Origin of the sequence: Lacipirellula sp. (genome assembly GCF_965279485.1) — a bacterium.
GTDB lineage: Bacteria > Planctomycetota > Planctomycetia > Pirellulales > Lacipirellulaceae > Lacipirellula.
Map to the genome: position 1 here is coordinate 4,645,322 of NZ_CBDIIC010000002.1, position 17,364 is coordinate 4,662,685.

Annotated in this window: 20 protein-coding genes; 13 read left to right on the forward strand and 7 right to left on the reverse strand. The window is 57.0% G+C overall.

The window, feature by feature from the left end:
* Positions 1 to 455: 455 nt before the first annotated feature.
* The 3 genes from ACQY7R_RS26120 to ACQY7R_RS26130 all read left to right on the forward strand — a co-directional run bounded on the left by ACQY7R_RS26120 (position 456) and on the right by ACQY7R_RS26130 (position 2,349).
* Positions 456 to 1,244, forward strand: coding sequence for a Crp/Fnr family transcriptional regulator (locus ACQY7R_RS26120; RefSeq protein ID WP_428308478.1), 789 nt, complete (start codon positions 456 to 458; stop codon positions 1,242 to 1,244).
* A 349-nt stretch (positions 1,245 to 1,593) separates the two neighbouring features.
* Positions 1,594 to 1,803 (forward strand): hypothetical protein, encoded by a 210-nt coding sequence (locus tag ACQY7R_RS26125; protein WP_428308479.1) that lies wholly within the window; start codon positions 1,594 to 1,596, stop codon positions 1,801 to 1,803.
* Positions 1,804 to 2,184: 381 nt separating this feature from the next.
* Positions 2,185 to 2,349: a hypothetical protein gene (locus ACQY7R_RS26130; protein ID WP_428308480.1), complete on the forward strand. Its 165-nt coding sequence runs from the start codon at positions 2,185 to 2,187 to the stop codon at positions 2,347 to 2,349.
* Between the two features lie 59 nt (positions 2,350 to 2,408).
* Here ACQY7R_RS26130 and ACQY7R_RS26135 read toward each other — a convergent pair whose 3' ends face one another.
* From ACQY7R_RS26135 to ACQY7R_RS26150, 4 genes are all read right to left on the reverse strand, one after another.
* Entirely contained in the window at positions 2,409 to 2,636 is a 228-nt protein-coding gene (locus ACQY7R_RS26135) for a hypothetical protein (protein ID WP_428308481.1), read from the reverse strand.
* A 293-nt stretch (positions 2,637 to 2,929) separates the two neighbouring features.
* Complete coding sequence (locus tag ACQY7R_RS26140) at positions 2,930 to 3,829, reverse strand: LamG-like jellyroll fold domain-containing protein (RefSeq protein WP_428308482.1); 900 nt, start codon at positions 3,827 to 3,829, stop codon at positions 2,930 to 2,932.
* 269 nt (positions 3,830 to 4,098) lie between these two features.
* Positions 4,099 to 5,061, reverse strand: a complete 963-nt coding sequence (locus ACQY7R_RS26145) for an acyl-CoA desaturase (protein WP_428308483.1) — start codon at positions 5,059 to 5,061, stop codon at positions 4,099 to 4,101.
* Between the two features lie 270 nt (positions 5,062 to 5,331).
* The gene (locus tag ACQY7R_RS26150) at positions 5,332 to 5,880 is read right to left on the reverse strand and encodes a hypothetical protein (RefSeq protein WP_428308484.1); all 549 of its coding nucleotides are present in this window, start codon (positions 5,878 to 5,880) and stop codon (positions 5,332 to 5,334) included.
* Positions 5,881 to 6,234: 354 nt separating this feature from the next.
* Here ACQY7R_RS26150 and ACQY7R_RS26155 point away from each other — a divergent pair, with 354 nt between their 5' ends.
* From ACQY7R_RS26155 to ACQY7R_RS26195, 9 genes are all read left to right on the forward strand, one after another.
* Positions 6,235 to 6,375 carry a hypothetical protein gene (locus ACQY7R_RS26155; protein WP_428308485.1) on the forward strand — a complete coding sequence of 47 codons (141 nt, stop codon included), beginning with the start codon at positions 6,235 to 6,237 and terminating at the stop codon, positions 6,373 to 6,375.
* A gap of 145 nt (positions 6,376 to 6,520) precedes the next feature.
* Positions 6,521 to 6,769 (forward strand): hypothetical protein, encoded by a 249-nt coding sequence (locus tag ACQY7R_RS26160; RefSeq protein WP_428308486.1) that lies wholly within the window; start codon positions 6,521 to 6,523, stop codon positions 6,767 to 6,769.
* Positions 6,770 to 7,338: 569 nt separating this feature from the next.
* Complete coding sequence (locus ACQY7R_RS26165) at positions 7,339 to 7,566, forward strand: hypothetical protein (protein WP_428308487.1); 228 nt, start codon at positions 7,339 to 7,341, stop codon at positions 7,564 to 7,566.
* Positions 7,567 to 7,924: 358 nt separating this feature from the next.
* Complete coding sequence (locus tag ACQY7R_RS26170) at positions 7,925 to 8,179, forward strand: hypothetical protein (protein ID WP_428308488.1); 255 nt, start codon at positions 7,925 to 7,927, stop codon at positions 8,177 to 8,179.
* Positions 8,180 to 8,341: 162 nt separating this feature from the next.
* On the forward strand, positions 8,342 to 8,707 hold the full coding sequence (locus tag ACQY7R_RS26175; RefSeq protein ID WP_428308489.1) for a hypothetical protein: 366 nt from the start codon (positions 8,342 to 8,344) through the stop codon (positions 8,705 to 8,707).
* A 67-nt stretch (positions 8,708 to 8,774) separates the two neighbouring features.
* A complete protein-coding gene (locus ACQY7R_RS26180) occupies positions 8,775 to 9,182 on the forward strand; it encodes an RrF2 family transcriptional regulator (RefSeq protein WP_428308490.1) in 408 nt (135 codons plus the stop codon).
* 83 nt (positions 9,183 to 9,265) lie between these two features.
* A complete protein-coding gene (locus ACQY7R_RS26185; protein ID WP_428308491.1) occupies positions 9,266 to 10,234 on the forward strand; it encodes a S1/P1 nuclease in 969 nt (322 codons plus the stop codon).
* Between the two features lie 757 nt (positions 10,235 to 10,991).
* Positions 10,992 to 11,252: a hypothetical protein gene (locus tag ACQY7R_RS26190; RefSeq protein WP_428308492.1), complete on the forward strand. Its 261-nt coding sequence runs from the start codon at positions 10,992 to 10,994 to the stop codon at positions 11,250 to 11,252.
* A gap of 143 nt (positions 11,253 to 11,395) precedes the next feature.
* Positions 11,396 to 11,776: a hypothetical protein gene (locus ACQY7R_RS26195; RefSeq protein ID WP_428308493.1), complete on the forward strand. Its 381-nt coding sequence runs from the start codon at positions 11,396 to 11,398 to the stop codon at positions 11,774 to 11,776.
* 1,429 nt (positions 11,777 to 13,205) lie between these two features.
* Here the strand turns inward: ACQY7R_RS26195 and ACQY7R_RS26200 are convergent.
* Entirely contained in the window at positions 13,206 to 14,243 is a 1,038-nt protein-coding gene (locus tag ACQY7R_RS26200; RefSeq protein WP_428308494.1) for a class I SAM-dependent methyltransferase, read from the reverse strand.
* Between the two features lie 359 nt (positions 14,244 to 14,602).
* Positions 14,603 to 15,700 carry a hypothetical protein gene (locus ACQY7R_RS26205; RefSeq protein ID WP_428308495.1) on the reverse strand — a complete coding sequence of 366 codons (1,098 nt, stop codon included), beginning with the start codon at positions 15,698 to 15,700 and terminating at the stop codon, positions 14,603 to 14,605.
* A gap of 204 nt (positions 15,701 to 15,904) precedes the next feature.
* Between ACQY7R_RS26205 and ACQY7R_RS26210 the strand changes: the two genes are divergently transcribed.
* Positions 15,905 to 16,099 carry a hypothetical protein gene (locus ACQY7R_RS26210; protein ID WP_428308496.1) on the forward strand — a complete coding sequence of 65 codons (195 nt, stop codon included), beginning with the start codon at positions 15,905 to 15,907 and terminating at the stop codon, positions 16,097 to 16,099.
* 545 nt (positions 16,100 to 16,644) lie between these two features.
* Here ACQY7R_RS26210 and ACQY7R_RS26215 read toward each other — a convergent pair.
* On the reverse strand, positions 16,645 to 16,920 hold the full coding sequence (locus ACQY7R_RS26215) for a hypothetical protein (protein ID WP_428308497.1): 276 nt from the start codon (positions 16,918 to 16,920) through the stop codon (positions 16,645 to 16,647).
* Between the last annotated feature and the right edge of the window lie 444 nt (positions 16,921 to 17,364).

Genomic DNA, 17,364 nt, shown 5'->3' on the forward strand with positions numbered 1-17,364 from the left:
AAAACAGCCAAAAGAGTCCATAATATAGTTGCCGATATACCCCGAAAGAGTCATTGCAATTTGCGGCCAACCATTACGGGCGAAAATAATAAGCTATATCGCGACTGCCGCCGACCAAACCCGGCGACGACGTTCTTTTCGACGACGGCCGACGTAGCATAAGTTCACTAACGGACCGTTGAACACCGCCAACTATCGTCGCGCAAATGACCAGCTTGCAGACCAGTGGCTAGGCTGCGCTTAGCCAAGTTCACAAAATTGCGAATCTGGTTTCGCCTGTGTACGGTAGCGGACTGCCGAGTATATCGCAGATTGCTACCCTGCTTTCTGCCAATTTGCTTGTGTGATCCAACTCCGCAAGTCGTATGATACACGTCGATTCGATAGACGAGGTCCGTCGCAACTTCGAGACGGAAATTCTCTCCAATCGTCCGCCGTTTCGCGGACGATTACCGATGAATCGTCAAGCTCGCGAGACTAGGCAGTTCGGTACGCCCGAACTGGCCTTCCAGTTGGCCCGACCTTTCTTGAAGGTACGCAGGCCAATGGCACCGACAATCGCGCAGCCCAATTTTCGCAACATCATACTTGCCGGGCTATCTGCCAATACGGTGAAGAGTCTATCTCTTACCGCTCTCGACATTGCGGTCAACGACCCTGTTTACGGAGCTAACGAGCCGTTCAGCACCGTCTATTTTCCTGAATCGGGATTGATCTCAATCGTCTCAACGCTCGAGAACGGCAAATCGATTGAAGTCGGAATGTTTGGCCGCGAGGGCATCTCGTCTTCGGAACTTCTGCTTGGAGCTAAGTCTTCGCCTTTCCGTTGTTTCGCCCAAGTCGCTGGAACAGGGTTTCGCACTAGTGTGCAGCGATTTGTTGATGCAGTGAGCGCCGACGCCCACTTTCGAGAGAAAATACTCCAGTTCGACAACTCGTCTCGCGTTCAGTCCATGCAAGGGCTCGCATGCAATGCATTACATACGATCGAGCAACGATGCTGCCGCTGGCTGCTCATGGTTCACGATCGAGTGGCACTGGATGATCTCAGGTTAAGTCACGAGTTCTTGGCCATGATGCTGGGCGTCCGTCGCGCTAGCGTCACCGAAGTTCTGTTGCCTCTGCAGGAGTTGGCGCTAGTTCGGTCCACTCGCGGGACAATCTCTATTCTCAATCGGAAGCGATTGGAAGAGAGGGCATGTGAGTGTTACTGGCTGATAAGGAATTTCGGTACGCTCAATTAGGTCACGCTAATCACCGAACAACCACCAGAGTCTCTCGTGCCGGATTATGGGCGAAGTCAGTAGTTCGAGTGATTCTTCGCCAATCTTTCACGCTAAGGTATGCGGACTAGTCGTACCGGCGCAAAGTATCACAGATGCTGCCGTCTTAAACTTGGCCGACGCTATTTTAAGCGAGCCCGAGCCGAAGCGTCATGATAAGGCTCTTATTCTGTCGATCGCGGAGCTTCTCGACGCCTATGATTTGGTACAAGCTGCAATCGCTTTACGTGAACGCGCCGTGAATGAATAGGCTTTACCTGAACTCCGGTATTACTTCTTCGCATGAAAACGAAAGAGCGAGAGACATGCTATGCCGAACTTTTCTAAGTTGCCCAACGTCTTTGCGTGGCAGCATGAAGATCAGTGGTACTACGCCGAGGAACGTTCTAAAGCACCATCTCACGCTATCGAAATGTCACGCCTCGACGACGGTCGAGAAATCTTGCTGAGCATTTCGCACGGAGTGAAGGGTTCGTTCATCCGCAATGCGAAGCCGCTCGAAGTAACACCGTTAAGATAGCGCGTTTCGAACCTCGCTTAAACAAAATTGATAGCAGCGTAGTTTTTTCTCCTTAAAAAGCGGTACGCGCACGAATTGTTCTGTTTGTACGATGCCGTACAGTCGATAGTTTAAACGTCAGCACGTTAAACAATAGCTGAGCGGGCTAGTCACTCTCGGTAGCCCCGGATCAAGCGTTCTGCGATGGGTCAGCATCGCGTACCGCTTTTCGGCAGGCAGATTGTCGCCAGTTCTCTAGACTAGCGACGACGGTCTATCTGTTTCCGCTGGAATATTCAAACCAGCGGCGAGCCATTGTTCCAGAGGGCCTCTCTCTTGGAATCTTCCGTAATCAGCACCAGTCGAGCGGAGTCGCACACCATCGAGATCGATGGACGCTCAATGCGATGCGAGACTCTGGCCGAAGCTCTCGTGCTGAAGATTGCAGAGATTGCCGCCACGGCTGGCGCATTCAGCCTTACAATGAACCTCACGCCGCAGCAGTTGATCGCGGTCACGCGCAAATATGGCTACGACGCCATCGCGGACGAAATCGCCAAGCTGTAACGCCACAACAATCCCAAGCAACGCGCCGACAATGCCCGTCTGCAGGTGGCGTACAAGTCTCACTTCCGACCAAACGCCTCGCCCGCGTAGAACTCCAACCTGCCGCATGACGAGCATCTAAAGGCGCCGATTGGAAGCGATTCGATCGGTCGCTTTGTTCCGGTCCAGAACGACGTCTGCGGAGCACCTGCTCCCCATTCGCTCGCAGCGATGCCGCCGTGAGTCTTGTCGACGATGAAGCCCAGAACCATCTCTCCGTCGCATTTGCTGCAAGTCGATTCGATCATTGCCATCTCCGGTGAATGCTGCAGTAGGGCTGAAGCCTACCAAGCATTCGCCGAGCGTGCGGTGTTCTTCCCGTTTTCTGCCCCCACCTAGTTCTCCACCCAACCACTGGCCGCGAGATGTGCGATGGACGAATGCAATTTTTTTCGAGGCCGGATCTACCGTACTCGCTTGGCAAGCGTCGGCGGCTGTAAGTCAGGTGATTGATCGAGCTGGTCGATGATCATCATCCGTGCATGGAAAAGGGCTGTCGTTTTTGACAGCCCTTTTCTCAATGTCCTGCTCTCTACTTTATCTAGCGTTCGCGTCGAATCAGAATCACCGCGCAACCGGCGAGAGTGGCCAACGCGAGTGAGGCCGGCTCTGGAACTGCGGCAATATCACTCAATCGCAGTGGTTCAAGAGTCGAAAGCGGAATGACGCTATCCCAGATACGAAAGTTATCCAACAGGCCATCAAACGGATCGGCGTCGGTTGTACCAAACAGGACGCGTGCACCGAAGCTGAGTGCTGCAGCTTCATTGTCGACCGGGTCATTGCCAGAGCCATTGGTGTTCGTTCCCGAGCCTACGAGAGCTAGCGAAGCGTTAATGCCGCCAGCGTAGAAGAAAACGTTAGGACCAGGCTGCAATGCAGTTCCGTCATAGGTAACTGCAAAATTTACCCACTCGCCGGTGGCGCCGAACCCTGCAGAGCTATTCGAATTGTTGTCGACCGCGAGAACTAAGTTGCCCGGAACGTTGGGATCGCCGTGCACTGAGAAGCCTGATACGCCAGAGCGGTTGGCAACCAGAACCGCATTCCCGCCGATCGGACTCGTTGAGGCGGTTTTGAACCAGCCAGCGATGGTGAACGACGTTAATCCGTCGATGGCGTCGAAATCGGTGGCATGAGTTCCACGCCCGCCCGAGCTATTGATGGTTCCGCCCATGCTCGCAGCAGCCGAATTGTCTAACGCGCGATCGCTAGGGACGCCAGAAACGCCCGATCCACTGGCTCCGATAACTGCGGGGCCAAAAATGTTGAGGGCGGGAGCAGTGCCCGCAACGGAACCATCTGGCACAGCTACGGCAGACCCTTGCGCATCATTAAATTGATAACCAAGGAGGTGAGCAGATTGAGCGTGATCCACTCCTGTTGAGAGTGTGGCTACCACGGCACAGCCACTGGCAAACGACTTGAGACTACAACGCATGAGCGAAACCTTCGGTAAAACAGCTGATTGAGAACTACGCCGCCGACCTGGAGCGAGACGGCTAGTGCACGACCCGTACCGCCCTCCACTCAAAGCTACGGAAGCCGGTCACCAGTGGATGCGTTGAAGCAGAGGGTTTGTCAATTGAGCAACCTTAACTAAGTCCCTTTGGTAGTGCTTGGCCGTCGCGCGATCTGCATCCGCTGAAGCTTACGATCACTACTGCGCGGGAGCCTTCTTCGCATCTGATAGCATGGCCGTTTGACACCTCAGCTAGGATCAACTGCAACATGGGACACCCTCCTGCGGTGGCGAGCCAACGGTACAACGTCCGTGGCCAGGCCCAGCCATTCCAAGCCCTTTATGAAGTAATAGTTCAGGTCAAGCTCCCACCAGCGTGTTTGTAGCGATGCCGCGGCTTGATCGCCGTGATGATTGTTGTGCCAACCCTCGCCGCCAGTTATCAGAGCGACAAACCAATTGTTGCGGCTATGATCATCTGTCTTGAAGTTTCGATAGCCAAAGATGTGCGAGAGTGAGTTGACGCTCCAGGTTATATGCCAAACGTAGACGGTTCGGGCGAGCACGCCCCAGACGAATAAGCTTGCCGCCATTTGGAAAGCAGATGCGCTATCGCCCATGACTGCGTAAGAGATCCCCCAACTGACCAGAAAGTAGAGGGCGGCGTGCGTGAGGTAGATCCAACCGAACGCAAGCCAATTTCGCTCCAGATACATGTAGAAAGGGTCCTGCAATATGTCTCGGCAGTACCTTTCATAAAATGACAGCGAGCTCCTGCTTTTGTTTTTGACACAGAGCCAACCGATGTGAGCCCAGAAGAAGTTCACCAATGGCGTATGCGGATCTTCCGGCTCGTCGGAATGACCGTGGTGCTGTCGGTGCCACGCAACCCATTTGGCTGGCGTCTCTTGCGCGCTGCATAGAGCTAGTACAACGAAAAAATGTTCCAACCATAACGGGGTTTTAAAGCTTCCGTGAGTCAATTGCCGGTGGTAGCAAATAGGAATTCCAATTTGACCGAAGACGATTACTCCGGTCCAAAACGCGAGAACGCCCGACCAACTGAAGAAGTAGGGAATGAACACGAGCATCGCCATCGCGTGCATGACAGCGAAAGAAAGTATGTAGGTCCACTGAATTTCGTTGACGTTGTCACGAGCGGATTGCGACAGCGAACTTGTGGATGTCTGGATTGGTTGCGTTACGAGCATATGGTGGGCGTTCGCCTCAAAGAGTTGTGCGTTCGATCTACCGCTTCCCGGTAGGCTGCCTAGCAGTACATGGGCGCGCGGGCTTCGCGGAGCATTCATGCGGTGGCGGTGGAAGAGGAGCGCCTAGAGCACGAACTGATTGCGCAACCAAATGTCTCAGATGTCGGAAGTGATAACTTCGCGCTCACGCGCGAAGCTTCCCTAGTCGCGAGACTTCGAAGAAGTGATATTTGCCGCGTGATGTGGCTGAACTTGACTGGCAATGAAGAATCAATCGGCCGAGGCGACGGGAAACGGCCTAGGGAGCCAAGCGATTTCAACGAGGGCAGGATAAGTATAGCGCGCCATGCGCGAAAGAGTACCGTCCGTTCTTAGAGAACTACTTTCGCGTTTCTTAGTGTAGTTATGCGATCCGATTCTGTCCTCGAATCGGGATGCTACTAAGCGACCGGCCGCGGAGTACATGCCGCGCCTCATCGTTTCGAAGTTCAAACCATTGAATGGATCTCGAAGGGTAATTGCAGGAGCCTGATCGGCGACAGTCGTATTCTTATTCGTGGCACACGCCAGCGTCGCCCAGCTGCTCGTCGAGATCGTCATGCTCGATCCTTCGTTCAGCAGGCGACGCCCCGGCCGCTCGGCGCGCACGCTGAACGTCTCTAAGCCGGACGAGTTTGTAATGTTGCCCCACATGGGGGGCAGCAAGCGCGAAATCCATTCGGATTCGGTCGATTGCTCTCGCTTTGGTCGCGCAGTGGTGGTCATATCCGAGGGATGTGCTACTTCGACGAAGAACGGGTTTGCAATGACACACGGCATTTCGCTGAGCTTCCTTTCTCGAGGACCTGGACGGCGATTAAATGTCATCTCACGGCGCTAGAGGGTGCGAGCTATGTCAGCCTGACTTCAGGATGCGGTGAGAAGTCAGCGACTTACCTCATCTTCGAATATCTGGGCCACGAGTTTTGCATTCAAAGTCGATTCGCTCAGCTGATCTTTTCCGTCGCAGACCCTCTCTGCCCCTCAGCGACTTTTGAGATGATTGCACGGCATTTTGGCTGGCTACTCTCGCCAGATCTCGCTGACTGACGCCACCACCAACGCCAGTCGCTGGCGATGATTGCGCTCTCCAAAGTCGTCGGCGGCTGGTGTCTCTCGTAGCAGGATCACGCTATGCCACTCGACGAATGCGAACCTGAGCCGACCGGCTCTGATTTCCATCCCACAGAGGATCCGGCGGAACTGTTGGCAGCGGAGAACGTCCAGCGAGAAGCGGCCGAAGCTGGCGAGAGCCCGCTGGATCGCAATAAATAGCGACGCGACTTCGTCGGTATTTCGGTCCCGGTTGGTCTGCAGTCAGGCCCGATGGCTCAGCGGCTAGCCGCGGTAGCCCGGGGGTTGCCGCTGGTGGTGGCATATCAATCTAGTCGGGGAAGAATGTCACTCCTACATTTCGGTCATGACCACGACCGAGATGGCCCACTGCGTCGATCTTCGGATTGCAAAACGCGTCGCGCTGGCGATGGTGAAGTCTGCTAGTTTGGGTGCTGAGAGATCGTGCTTGGGGCATCGGCAATCGCGCAACAACGCGGAGCGTCGTTTCTTTTTTCGAACCTACTTGCAGTTCACTGTGGACTGGCGGACCGCCCGGGCGGAGTACGCCGCAGCCTCGGCTGAACTCGCCACGATCGAAGGTCAATCGCAGTGAATTAACCCGCCGCCTGTCCGGGCGGGGCGCTCTGAAACTTTTTAACATTGCGCGTCGGATTGCAGCCGATACCGCGACTATTCAGTTGTGGGAGGCTGTTCCTTCGCAAGAATGCCGCCCACCGACTTCGCGAAGTCGACAGCCGTGCCGGAGCTGCCCCTCTGGCGCGGCGTCGACTCGCGCCGCCCGCTATCGCCGCTTGGCCCGAAACGGGATCGCATCCCGCTTCACGCGAACGCGAGGAGCGTCAGCGGCCACTCGCTCCCCCGCCGCTGGGCAGCAATCGCCGAGTCGATCGGCTCGCGCTCGTCGATCTCCCGCATCAGTTGGTTGGCCAGCTTGAAGCCCCTGTTAGTCGGGCGGTGGCGTGGACCCTTGCGGCCCTATCGCTTCATTCATCACTAGGCAACGGGTGAGAATGCCTGAGTAATGAATTTTTGCGATAGATGTCGGCACGTTAGATGCACCGGAGGAACAAGCCGTCCCGCCGCTCCCAGTCTTTTACTACCTGCCGGGCAAACTGGAGAAGATGTGATCGTTTTCGACCCGACTCACTCACAATCAGTCCAATGCAATACGTCCTTCACATCGAAATCGATGACGAAACTTTCGAGCCGCTAAAGTATGCCGAGTGCCCTCCCATACCTCCCGCTGGCGCCCGCGTGATTGCGTCGACGACGGCTGGAGCGCCTGTCGGGATTCTCGATGAGGTGGAGTTCAACTACACCCCTGAGGGATGCCATATCACGCTGCTGTGCGACTCCGACAGCGATGCGAAGCAGAGCGTAACTTTGTGAACACGACTGTGTTGGAAGATCCGGTTGTGATTCTTAATCGACTTCAAGACGATTTGCAATCCGTCTCCCGTTTGCTCGCATCTACAGGGCAGCATCTAGCCGCACTGCATGTGATTGGATTCGCAACCCGACTTGCCGACGAAATGGCCCACTTGATTGCTCCGTCGCTCGATCGGAGCAACGGCGGTGGAGCACTTGAGTCAGGTGCTGTAGGAGTTGGAACTAGCGACGCTACGACTTAGTCGCCCCGCGGGTTGGTGCCTCTGGGGCGACCGATGGTCGGGCCAGTCCAGGATGCTCTTGAGCGAGAGCTACTGGCTGGGCCGACTGTCAATTATCCACTGCCGGGACACTTTCGATGAGATCATCTGGCTCCGACGAACGACCGCTGCAGATTCACATCACTGGTCGCAATATTCATTGCGAGACTCGTGACGATCGAGATCGGCTCTCAGAGGCGAAGGCAATTATTGCGAACCCTGAAGCCGCCGACGTCCTCTTGCTCGATAATCTTTACGCCATTCGCTCTGCGTGCCAGCGTTACAGTCTCGGCAAGGCTCAAAGGGCGCTAAAGATTGCCATCGACATCAGGTCGCTCCCAGGGCCGCAGTGAACAGCCGCGGATAGTGCTTCAATTGTGAAGCATCCGTGCTAGCAGGCTGTCGGCCCGCCTCACACGCTTCCGCGTTTCGCGAGTCGACGGTTACGCTAGCCGTCGCGGACGCATCACCGCTCATGATGAGCGACGCATTACCCGCAATGCTAAGTTACTAGTATGGAATCACCGGGCAGATACAGCTTTACCTACTATCCACCTCGAGAGAGCGACGGCTGGCTCGTCGAATTGAAATACGGCCGGCACATCGTCGAACGATTCAAGGTACTGACGCGCTGCAAGGCAGTTACCGCCGCGAAGGGCTTCCGAGATAGGTTCCCAGAAGCGACGTTCGTGCTCTGCATCTTGGGTGAAGTTAACGCATGGCAGACGCAAGACGGCTGGTTGTATAGCCAGACTGAATCTCACCCTGACGCCATCCGGGTTCTTGCCCTCGACGATCTCGGCGACGTCGTGCTGCAAGTCACGGAGGGCGCCGAGACGCGGTTTATCGATGGGGCCCGGAAGTTTCAGCCATCACTTTAAGCGGCGTCGCTTGATTTACCACTCGCCATGTGCCTAATCTGGAGTTCTCACCCCGGAGACTCCACCGATGAAGATCAGCAATACCTGCAGCTACGCCATCACCGCAGTGACGCTCATCGCCTCGCAGCCCGCGAATTCGCACGTCTCGAACGCGAGGATCTGCAAGGTCGCCAACATGCCGGAGCGCTACGTCCTGCAAGTGCTGCGGACGCTGGTCAACGAGCAGATTCTGCTGAGCGTTCGCGGCGTTCATGGCGGCTACAGACTGGCACGGCTGGCGTCGAGAATCACGCTGCTGGAGATCGTCGAAGCGATCGACGGGCCGATCGGCGCCGCCGAGCCAGTGGCGATCCAAGGGATGGCGAAAGCCTCGGTCAACGCGGTCGGGAAAGCGCTGACTGGCGTTGCGGAGGATACGCGGATGCGGCTGGCTGCGATTACCCTTACTGACTTGCGGGCGGCGAAAGCAGCGTGACCGCAGCTTACTTCACCACGCCTTCACGTTGCGCGATACACTGGGCGACGTTGACTTCCTCTCGCCGGCCCGTGGAACTCGCCATGCATTCCTCCGCTCGCAGCCTCCCCGCGTTATTCGTTGCCGTCGTCGTTGGGATGATGGCCCAACAGGTCGGCGCTTGGTCAGAGTCGGGGCACCACTTAGTGGCTCTGCTTGCGTTCGACGACCTGACGCCCGACGAGCAGCAGAAGCTTCTCTCCATCTTGGCCGCACACCCCAGGTACGCGGAAGACTTCACGCCGCCGGAGAAGATCAGCAATGCCGATCGCTTCCGCATCGGCACGGCCGGCTACTGGCCCGACATTGCTCGCAAGCTGCCGGAGTACAACCGCCCGTCTTGGCACTACCAGCTTGGTGCTACGCTGACGATGGGCGAGGCGGCCGAACTGCAGGTTCCTGAAACACCGGGGCTCCTACCAGCCGACGCCACGCTGGAAACGCAAGAACTCTACATTGCCCAAGCGATCGAATTGTGCCGCCGCACCCTCAACGATGAAACAGCTCTGCCCGCCGATCGCGCGATTGCACTCTGCTGGCTTGGCCACCTCGTTGGCGACGCTCACCAGCCGTGCCACGCAGGCAGCCTCTATGCCGCTGGCTTGTTCCCTGAGGGCGACCGCGGCGCCAACTCGATCCCGACGCGGCAGAAGAATAACATGCACGCTCTCTGGGACGGGCTGCTCGGCGGTGGGTACAGCGAAGGCGCACTCGATCGTCGCGTGAAGGAGATCGCAGCCCCCGAGTTCGCGGTCGCCAGTGAAGCGGCGATGACGGTGCAAGACCCGCTTAAGCCGCTTGTCTGGTTGGCGGAGAGTCGCACCGCCGCCGTCGATCACGCCTACACGCACGAAGTCCTCGGCCCCGTAAAGGCGACGATGGAAGAGGGAGGCGAACTCCTCGAGATTTACTTCTCGGATGCCTACCTGAAGCAGGCAGGCAAGCTGGCTCAACTCCGCGCTGCAGCCGCTGGTAAGCGACTCGCTGCGATTTGGCGCGAGGGCATTAAGTAGGCGACGTCGCCAGCTCATCCCTAGGGGCGGCGAAAGCGGCGTGGGGCAATTGCATAGGCTCAATTACGCACGTCGCACCGCGGACAGTACGGCGGTTTCCTACCCGCGAGAAATGCGAGGAGCCCGAAGGGGAAGCAGAGTATCGCCACCACTATTTGCCATACGGGGAAGCCGCCTTGAATCATGCGGCTCTGGCACTTGGGACAGGTGATCTCGGGCATGGTGAGCTGCGGAGTTGGGTGCTAGTTCTGGAAGATTGCTGACCCACTCTACCGCCCCCGCTCCCCGGCCGCAAACTTTCCATTTCCTTTGCGGGTTGATTGCTCTGAAAGAGCGCCGCCAACGCTGGCACGCCGGCACGCTAACCATCCAGAGGTTGTTAATAATGTAACGATGACGATGGCTACGACAGCCCAGCACGTGGCGGCCGAGACTGGCATCTCGAAAGTGCCGAGGCTACCTAGTTCGAGATGTGTGTCGGACCAGCTTCGGCCGTAACCGTCACACTCGCGATCGACGAAACCGAACCGATTGTTAGCCACGCGAAACGTGTAGTCGGCGGTTTCCGAGAATGTGTACATGCCGCCCATTCTAACCGCCTCCAAGGCGGGTGAGAGTGGCAGCTGTGTATTACTGAATCGATCCGTTAGGTTGTGAAACTAGGTCGAATAGCCTCATTTCCTATCCGGAGGAACTTCCGCTAGAGTTGGCGCGTCAAATCGTCCCCAGCGTTCATGGCTCGCAAGTAGGACGATCCATGGCACTTGATCTCACCCTTATGTCACAGGCTTGGAAGAACGCATTCATCACCGCGCTGCTGTCTGACGGCGACCTCGGTACTCCGCAGATGACAGTCGACGAGGCCGCACTAGATGGCAGCGGTGAAGCGTCAGGCATCGCCAACTTGCTGCTAGATTGCGCGCGGGACTCCCGGCCGCATCCCCGCCACCCGCAGTCTGGCCGCAACCGTCGTGGTGCTGACTGCCGAGCGGACCGTGAAGCGACGGCCGAGGCGTAGGACGCCTACATGCCGGCGAGGGCGAAGACAATTCCATTTCATCCGGAAACCGGAGAGCGGCGACAAGATCCGTCGACCGACGACGAAAACCGACTAAACTGAATTCTGCTCCTCAACGCTGTTCGTATATGGGAGTCTTTGCCGTGAACGAGAGTCAATTGCAGCCACCCGGCCATTCTAGTTTTCGTATCGCAATGCAGGTTGCTGGTCCGGTGCTACTGGCTTCCGGGCTTCTTTTCACCGGCATCGCGATCGGGAGCTTCTTCTTTGCAATGAGCGGTGGCGGCGCACCTCGCTTTTTTTGGTGTGCATTCCTGGGTATGCCGATGATGTTCGTCGGGGGCGTAATGTCCATGCTCGGGTACGTTGGCGTCGTCCAACGCTATCTGGCTGGCGAAACGGCGCCAGTAGCCAAGGATATGGTGAACTATATGGGCGAGAACACACAGCCCGGTATGAAGGCGATGGCTAGGGCCGTCACGGAAGGCTTCATGGAAGCTCAGGATGAACCTCGTCGCCCGTAGTTCGCGACGAGGCCCGCGGCGAAACACAACTACGCGACGCGGAATTCAGAAGAGCAGCCGGCGGAAGGCTAGCTATCCGCATCCGCCGGAAGTGGCCCGGAAATCGCGTGACTCTTCAGGCGGGCGGCTAGTAAAGCATCGCAGAAGGGAGCTCGCAAGTCACTTCGGAGTCGCCGCATGTTTCTAAGACGTACCGCAGATCAGCGTGGAGGCGGGAATCGGCGCCAGAGAAGATTATTCTCGTAGCGTCTCAATTGCGGGCTCATCGCACTTCTCGCAGTTCACGGATTGGCACAGCATGAGCGCTTGTCAACGTGAAGCGGTCGCTACGGTAATGGCTTACCGGAGGTCCGGCCAACCGAGGCCCTCTTCACTCCCGAATTATCGCCACCTGCATTGGCTCGGCTTCGTTCTTTTGAGTCAGACCAACGCTCTCGGATTTCGGCAGCTCGGCGCGCGATTTCGTCCTCGCTCGGGTCAGTGCGCAGGCTCTGGCTCTCGTCGGACATATGAATCCCTCGACTCAGTGGTGCGATCGTAGTCTCTATTCTCGCATGCAGAAAAGGGAAACGCACTCAAATTCGCTAACCGTGGGCCAATTGCTTTCGAGACAATTGCTCGCTTCGAACTCCAGGCACTTCAGCGATAGGTTTCCCGGGCACTGTCGGTCCGGCCGAGTCCGCTTTTTGCAGCGAACTATGCTACCGCTGACGGCTAGCACTGCGCCGCAATATTCCGCGATTCAGCCTCCGATGAAGCTTCAATTTGAAGTGATCATGAAATCGTCTCTCGACGATATATCTTGTGCAAACACTCACCTTTCAATTCGCTTCGCTGAGTCCTGACAGCGGGGCGAGTAAAGGGTCGTGACTCAAGTAAAATATTTGCTTGAGTCAAATGAATAAAGCTCGGCTGCACTCTCCCTGCAGCCGGGCTTTTTCTTTTTGATGTTGATGTCACGCAAATTCTCGTGCCAACTTTCCGCGCTCAATTCTGCGCTCGAAGATTCCGATACCATCACCGCTGCTCGAGCCGAAGGATCGAACTACACGGCTAGCAATGCAGCTGGCACGTTGATTGGCAACCCAGCGTAGAACCAGAAAAGATGGCTGAGAGCAAACGCTCATTCGGTACTGTCGAGGAATTGCGGCGATATGTCGCCGAGACGCTCGGCAAGCTGGAATCACTCAAGGTTGATAGCTTCCCGCTCACAGAGGACTTGCTGTTCCGGTCCGGCGAACCATGCGCTGTCTATTTCTGCTTACATGGGCCGCGTCAGGTTCGGCTGAGCGCGCTGTGGGAGACAGTCGAGAATCGCATTCTCTTTTACGGTTCTTGCGGTCGGCGCGTCGGGCTAACGCAGCTGGACGTCTCTCCTAAATTGGCTGCCTAGAAAGACCGCAGCGACGAGAGCCTGAAAGTTGGCAGCCTACCGACTGCTACTCCGCCCTTTGGCGGGCTTCTCTAGAACCCATCGAGTGACCATCGACAAGTTGTCGTTGAAGTATCTCCACGATGAGGGAAAGAACGTCAGGTAGCGGTTATACGTCTGCACGTCGACCAGCCGCAACGCTTCTTCTTTGTGCTCGACCATGCGATCGAACCACGCTCGCAGCGTCGGACGGTAGTCGTGAATCGAGCAGTGCTTGATGCGAAAGCCGGCATCTTCCCATGCCTTCGCGTGGAAGCGGTAAGGTGCTCCCATCGACCCGGGGAAATAGATTTGCGAGCATGCGACTGTTGCCGTGTAGTAGTCGCTGACACGGCAGAAGAAATGCTTCACTAGTCGGCCGCCAGGCTTCAGTGCGGCGTAGAGCTTGTCGAGCAGTTGCGGAATCTCATTTTCCCTTACATGCTCCCAGGCGCCGATCGAGTAGATCTTATCGAACGCTTCGCTTGGGTAGTCGCGGGTAATGAAATTGTCGAAGTCGACGTTGAAGTGGTTGTGTTCGTCGTTGTACGCCTTTTGCTCTTTCGAGAGCGTCAAGCCGTAGAGGTTCTCTCGCTCACCGGTCGCTTCTGAGATCCGTTTAAGCATCGGTCCCCAGCCGCAGCCAAGCTCCATAATCTTCTCGCCCGGTTGCGGGTCGATCAGCTTCAGGATGAAGTCGGCCTTGTGTTGCTGCGCCTCTTCAATCGTGTCGGTCGGCGAGTGGAAGTCGGCGCATGTATAAAACATGTATTTCCGGTCGAGCCACAGCTTATAGAAGTCGTTCGAGACGTCGTAGTGCTCTGAGATTCCGAGAACGTGGTCCTGCTTCATCTTGGCTCGGATTATCAGCGTCCGAAGTGGCCGAATAGGCCACGTGGTCCGAATCCAGTCAGTTCCAAGAGGCATTTCACGCGTGATCGCGTGCCACGTCTTCTCCGGATCGAGCGGTTGAGGTGAGCGAATGAGGTTCTGGAGGAATGCGTATGACACGCCGTAAACGGCGGCTTCGACCGGAAACAGTGCGTGGCGAATCATACCAAGTCCGTTAGTGAAACGATCGGTGAGCTACTTCTGTTGCGTAACCGCGACTGAGGGATTAACAGCATCAGCCGAACGTTCTCTGCTGATGAGTGAAACTGCGATCAAAGTCGCCGCAAAGAATCCTGCCATGACCCAGCCTGCCCAACGCCGCTGTGCTTTGAGCTTTTTTTCTTGGTGCGATTTACGCCCCTTCGTCGACTGACCGCAGTAGCGGCAGGCCGTCGAAGCGACCTCGACTTCGGCGTTGCAATGCGGACAGTGCCGCAGTCGTGGGGGATGCGAGGACATCAACTGGTCCGGGGTTGAGACGGAGGCGACCCATCCGCGTTGGTCAGCTCGTCCGTTGAGTGCTGCTATTCGACCGACGTCTCTTTCGCCACCGGCTGTTCGCTAATCTTTAGCGACGAGCGACGCTCTGTTTCCCGAAGCTGCTCAAGCACGGCTGACACGTAACCGTTGGCTGAATCAAGCTCACGCCGTGCGGCGTCGGCCGACACACTAGCCTTCTCAGCCGCTTTTCGCTCGATGGAAGCGAGGGCCTTCGCCTGTTCTGCTGAACGAGCGCTGATCTCTGCGGCTTCCTTCGCAGCGTCGAGCGAGGCCATCTGCTCGGCCAGAATGACTTGCTGGCGAGCCGCCTCATTGCGGGCTTGATCGGCGGCGAGCTTCTTGGTCTCCGCCTTCGCGAGTTTTGCATCCGCTGCTGCTAGGCGCTGGTCTGCATCTTCACGGGCATCAGCGAGCAGCAGACGTTCCTGCTCAAGCAACTTCCGATCGTTTAGGATTTCTTGTTTCGCTAGCTTAGTCGCCGCGATCGCGTCGGCAGTTGCCTCCTTCTCGAGGCGAGCGGCATCGACGGCCGTGGCGGCGGCCAACTGCTCTCTCTCGGCCGCTTTACGTTCACCGATGGCGATGTCGCGAATCGCCGACGCTGTTGCAAGCGCCTTCTCGGCCGCTTCACGGTCTCGACGCGCGCGGTCTGCTTGCCGTTGAACCTCGGCTTTCACAGAGTGAGCCACGGCGGCTTCTTCTTTCGCAACGTCTGCGGCCTTGAGCAACTGGCTTGCGCCCTCGATTCGCTCTTCCATTGCTAGACTGGCCTTCGCGTTGAGTGCGGCCAGTTCTTTTTCCTCCGTCAGAGCCGCGAAGGCTTCGGATCTCGCCTGTCTTGCAGCTCGCTCGAGCGATTGGGCACGACCGAGGCGGTCGCTTGACTTCGCGAGGGCTTCAGCAGCTTCTCGGCTCAAGTGCTCTGCATACGCCAGTTTGCGTTGCGCGACATCCGTCGCTTCTTTGGCGGCGGCCTTGGCATCAGCAGATTCAGCCGCGGCGTTGCGTGCAGCTTTCTCGTGCTTGCGTACTTCGGCGCGGAGTGACTCGATTTCTGAGGCCCCGCAGCCGACTGCGAAGATGAGGCCCAGGGCGACGACCAGGTGGGGAAGGCGACTCATAGGGCGTCCCTTGTAACGGGAAAGTGAAGGGGCGTTTGCGTCACTTAACCCATCGACTAGAACGTTCGGGATGAGTGATCCGATCGCGTCGACTCGGAGTAGGCTGCAAATCCTGAACAACCGTAAGACCACCCTGTGAGTCTTAGATGGGGGGATTTCCACAACGGACTACGGGCGCTTGAACGGCCCCGTTCTCGCATTAAGATGCTCAGCAAGACCGCGAAGCGTGGAGCGTCGAAGAAGCCGCCCGAAGAATTGCGAGGCGCGCCTATCCAGATCCGCCTGACCAAGGCGGAGCGGCAAGCGTGCGAAGATGCTGCGGCAATGGCAGGGATGAATTTGACTGTCTGGGCGAGGACCGAGTTAGTCAAGGCCGCCAAGCGGATCGCCAAGCCGTAGGCTGGAACTATTGGCTCACGCAAGATAATTGACGTCGTCCATCTAGCAGGTTGCGTAGAAGCAATCGGCTCTCACACCGTTCAATTATCAAGCACGTTCTGGATTAGCTGCTGCGCTAACTGGCGCTGGCTTGGCATTCCGACAGTCAACATCAGACGGTGCTAACTTCGGGCGCGTCGCTTGCATTGGTATTTCCGCGGGCAGTGAGCGCAATCCAGTCTTTTGAAGGGGCAACAATGCGATGGGTTGTTAAAACGTCGTTAGACGGCAGGGTTTACGGCGAAGTTCTCTGCGACGGAACGCCGCCGATTCCCGACAACGGAAGTCATCTATTAATACCGGTGGATGGACGGTTCGTAGCCGCTGTGGTCACAGAAACGTCGGTCGAGCAAAACCAACATCCGGCAATTCTTCGAATCACGTGCACGAGCATCAAGACTCACGCACAGTCTTAGCCGTCAAAGTGCAAATTGGCGACCGAAGTGATGCCTCTTCAAACGAACTGAGTCAGACGCAGGCGCGAGAGTATTAATTGCAGTCTGAGCTTAGCCGCCGCCGCTGCCCATCCCCGGACGTAAGAAGCCCGCAACCCCCTCATAGACGCGGTGGGGCCCTTGCTCAGATTGTGAGCGCAATGACACTGCGAGATGCTCTGCCCGGTGCACGAGTGGAAATAGCTCGCCGGTCCTGAAATAGTGTTCCAGTTCCTTGTCTGAGGCCGAGTTCTGCTCCACTTCGAATGTCAGGTTGTAGCCCACACCTTCAGTATCGCGACACTCCTCGACAGTGACGTTGCCACTTAATAGTTTAACGCGTTCCATTCGACTCTGCCGCTTGGGTGTATCGGACTTGTCCGGAGAAGGTAGCCGGCAGCGTGCCTCGCCCTTGCAGCGCGCCACTTTACGCCAGTCCTAAATCGCCGGCTTCCTTTCGCCGAGCAAGTTACGTGCCCGACGGACCGACGGCTCTGAGCTTACCGCTATAGGCGAATGTGGTCTTATGTCCGAACGCTGGTGTGAGTGCCGCAGCCCTTGATCGAAGTCAATCTCACTCATGTCGCGATGTGATGCATTGAGGTCCGCGTGTGCATCGAAAGCTGCACGAAGGGCGGGAGCAGTCGAAGAGTCCAGAACTGCGGTGACAGCACAGTAACTTGATTGGAAGTCGCCCGTTCAGGACCGACAGCGGTCAGCCTAAGTGAGCCGGCAAGTCGGTCCGCTGAGAGCGTTAACCCTAAAAATAGACGCCAACGTTGTGTTTCGTCG

Coding starts and splice junctions, on each gene's coding strand:
- ACQY7R_RS26200 (WP_428308494.1), bottom strand. CDS start 14,243: ATGATTCGCCACGCACTGTTTCCGGTCGAAGCCGCCGTTTACGGCGTG.
- ACQY7R_RS26145 (WP_428308483.1), bottom strand. CDS start 5,061: ATGCTCGTAACGCAACCAATCCAGACATCCACAAGTTCGCTGTCGCAA.
- ACQY7R_RS26160 (WP_428308486.1), top strand. CDS start 6,521: ATGACCACGACCGAGATGGCCCACTGCGTCGATCTTCGGATTGCAAAA.
- ACQY7R_RS26120 (WP_428308478.1), top strand. CDS start 456: ATGAATCGTCAAGCTCGCGAGACTAGGCAGTTCGGTACGCCCGAACTG.
- ACQY7R_RS26205 (WP_428308495.1), bottom strand. CDS start 15,700: ATGAGTCGCCTTCCCCACCTGGTCGTCGCCCTGGGCCTCATCTTCGCA.
- ACQY7R_RS26165 (WP_428308487.1), top strand. CDS start 7,339: ATGCAATACGTCCTTCACATCGAAATCGATGACGAAACTTTCGAGCCG.
- ACQY7R_RS26125 (WP_428308479.1), top strand. CDS start 1,594: ATGCCGAACTTTTCTAAGTTGCCCAACGTCTTTGCGTGGCAGCATGAA.
- ACQY7R_RS26140 (WP_428308482.1), bottom strand. CDS start 3,829: ATGCGTTGTAGTCTCAAGTCGTTTGCCAGTGGCTGTGCCGTGGTAGCC.
- ACQY7R_RS26210 (WP_428308496.1), top strand. CDS start 15,905: ATGCTCAGCAAGACCGCGAAGCGTGGAGCGTCGAAGAAGCCGCCCGAA.
- ACQY7R_RS26170 (WP_428308488.1), top strand. CDS start 7,925: ATGAGATCATCTGGCTCCGACGAACGACCGCTGCAGATTCACATCACT.
- ACQY7R_RS26185 (WP_428308491.1), top strand. CDS start 9,266: ATGCATTCCTCCGCTCGCAGCCTCCCCGCGTTATTCGTTGCCGTCGTC.
- ACQY7R_RS26130 (WP_428308480.1), top strand. CDS start 2,185: ATGCGATGCGAGACTCTGGCCGAAGCTCTCGTGCTGAAGATTGCAGAG.
- ACQY7R_RS26150 (WP_428308484.1), bottom strand. CDS start 5,880: ATGCCGTGTGTCATTGCAAACCCGTTCTTCGTCGAAGTAGCACATCCC.
- ACQY7R_RS26180 (WP_428308490.1), top strand. CDS start 8,775: ATGAAGATCAGCAATACCTGCAGCTACGCCATCACCGCAGTGACGCTC.
- ACQY7R_RS26215 (WP_428308497.1), bottom strand. CDS start 16,920: ATGGAACGCGTTAAACTATTAAGTGGCAACGTCACTGTCGAGGAGTGT.
- ACQY7R_RS26135 (WP_428308481.1), bottom strand. CDS start 2,636: ATGATCGAATCGACTTGCAGCAAATGCGACGGAGAGATGGTTCTGGGC.
- ACQY7R_RS26190 (WP_428308492.1), top strand. CDS start 10,992: ATGGCACTTGATCTCACCCTTATGTCACAGGCTTGGAAGAACGCATTC.
- ACQY7R_RS26175 (WP_428308489.1), top strand. CDS start 8,342: ATGGAATCACCGGGCAGATACAGCTTTACCTACTATCCACCTCGAGAG.
- ACQY7R_RS26155 (WP_428308485.1), top strand. CDS start 6,235: ATGCCACTCGACGAATGCGAACCTGAGCCGACCGGCTCTGATTTCCAT.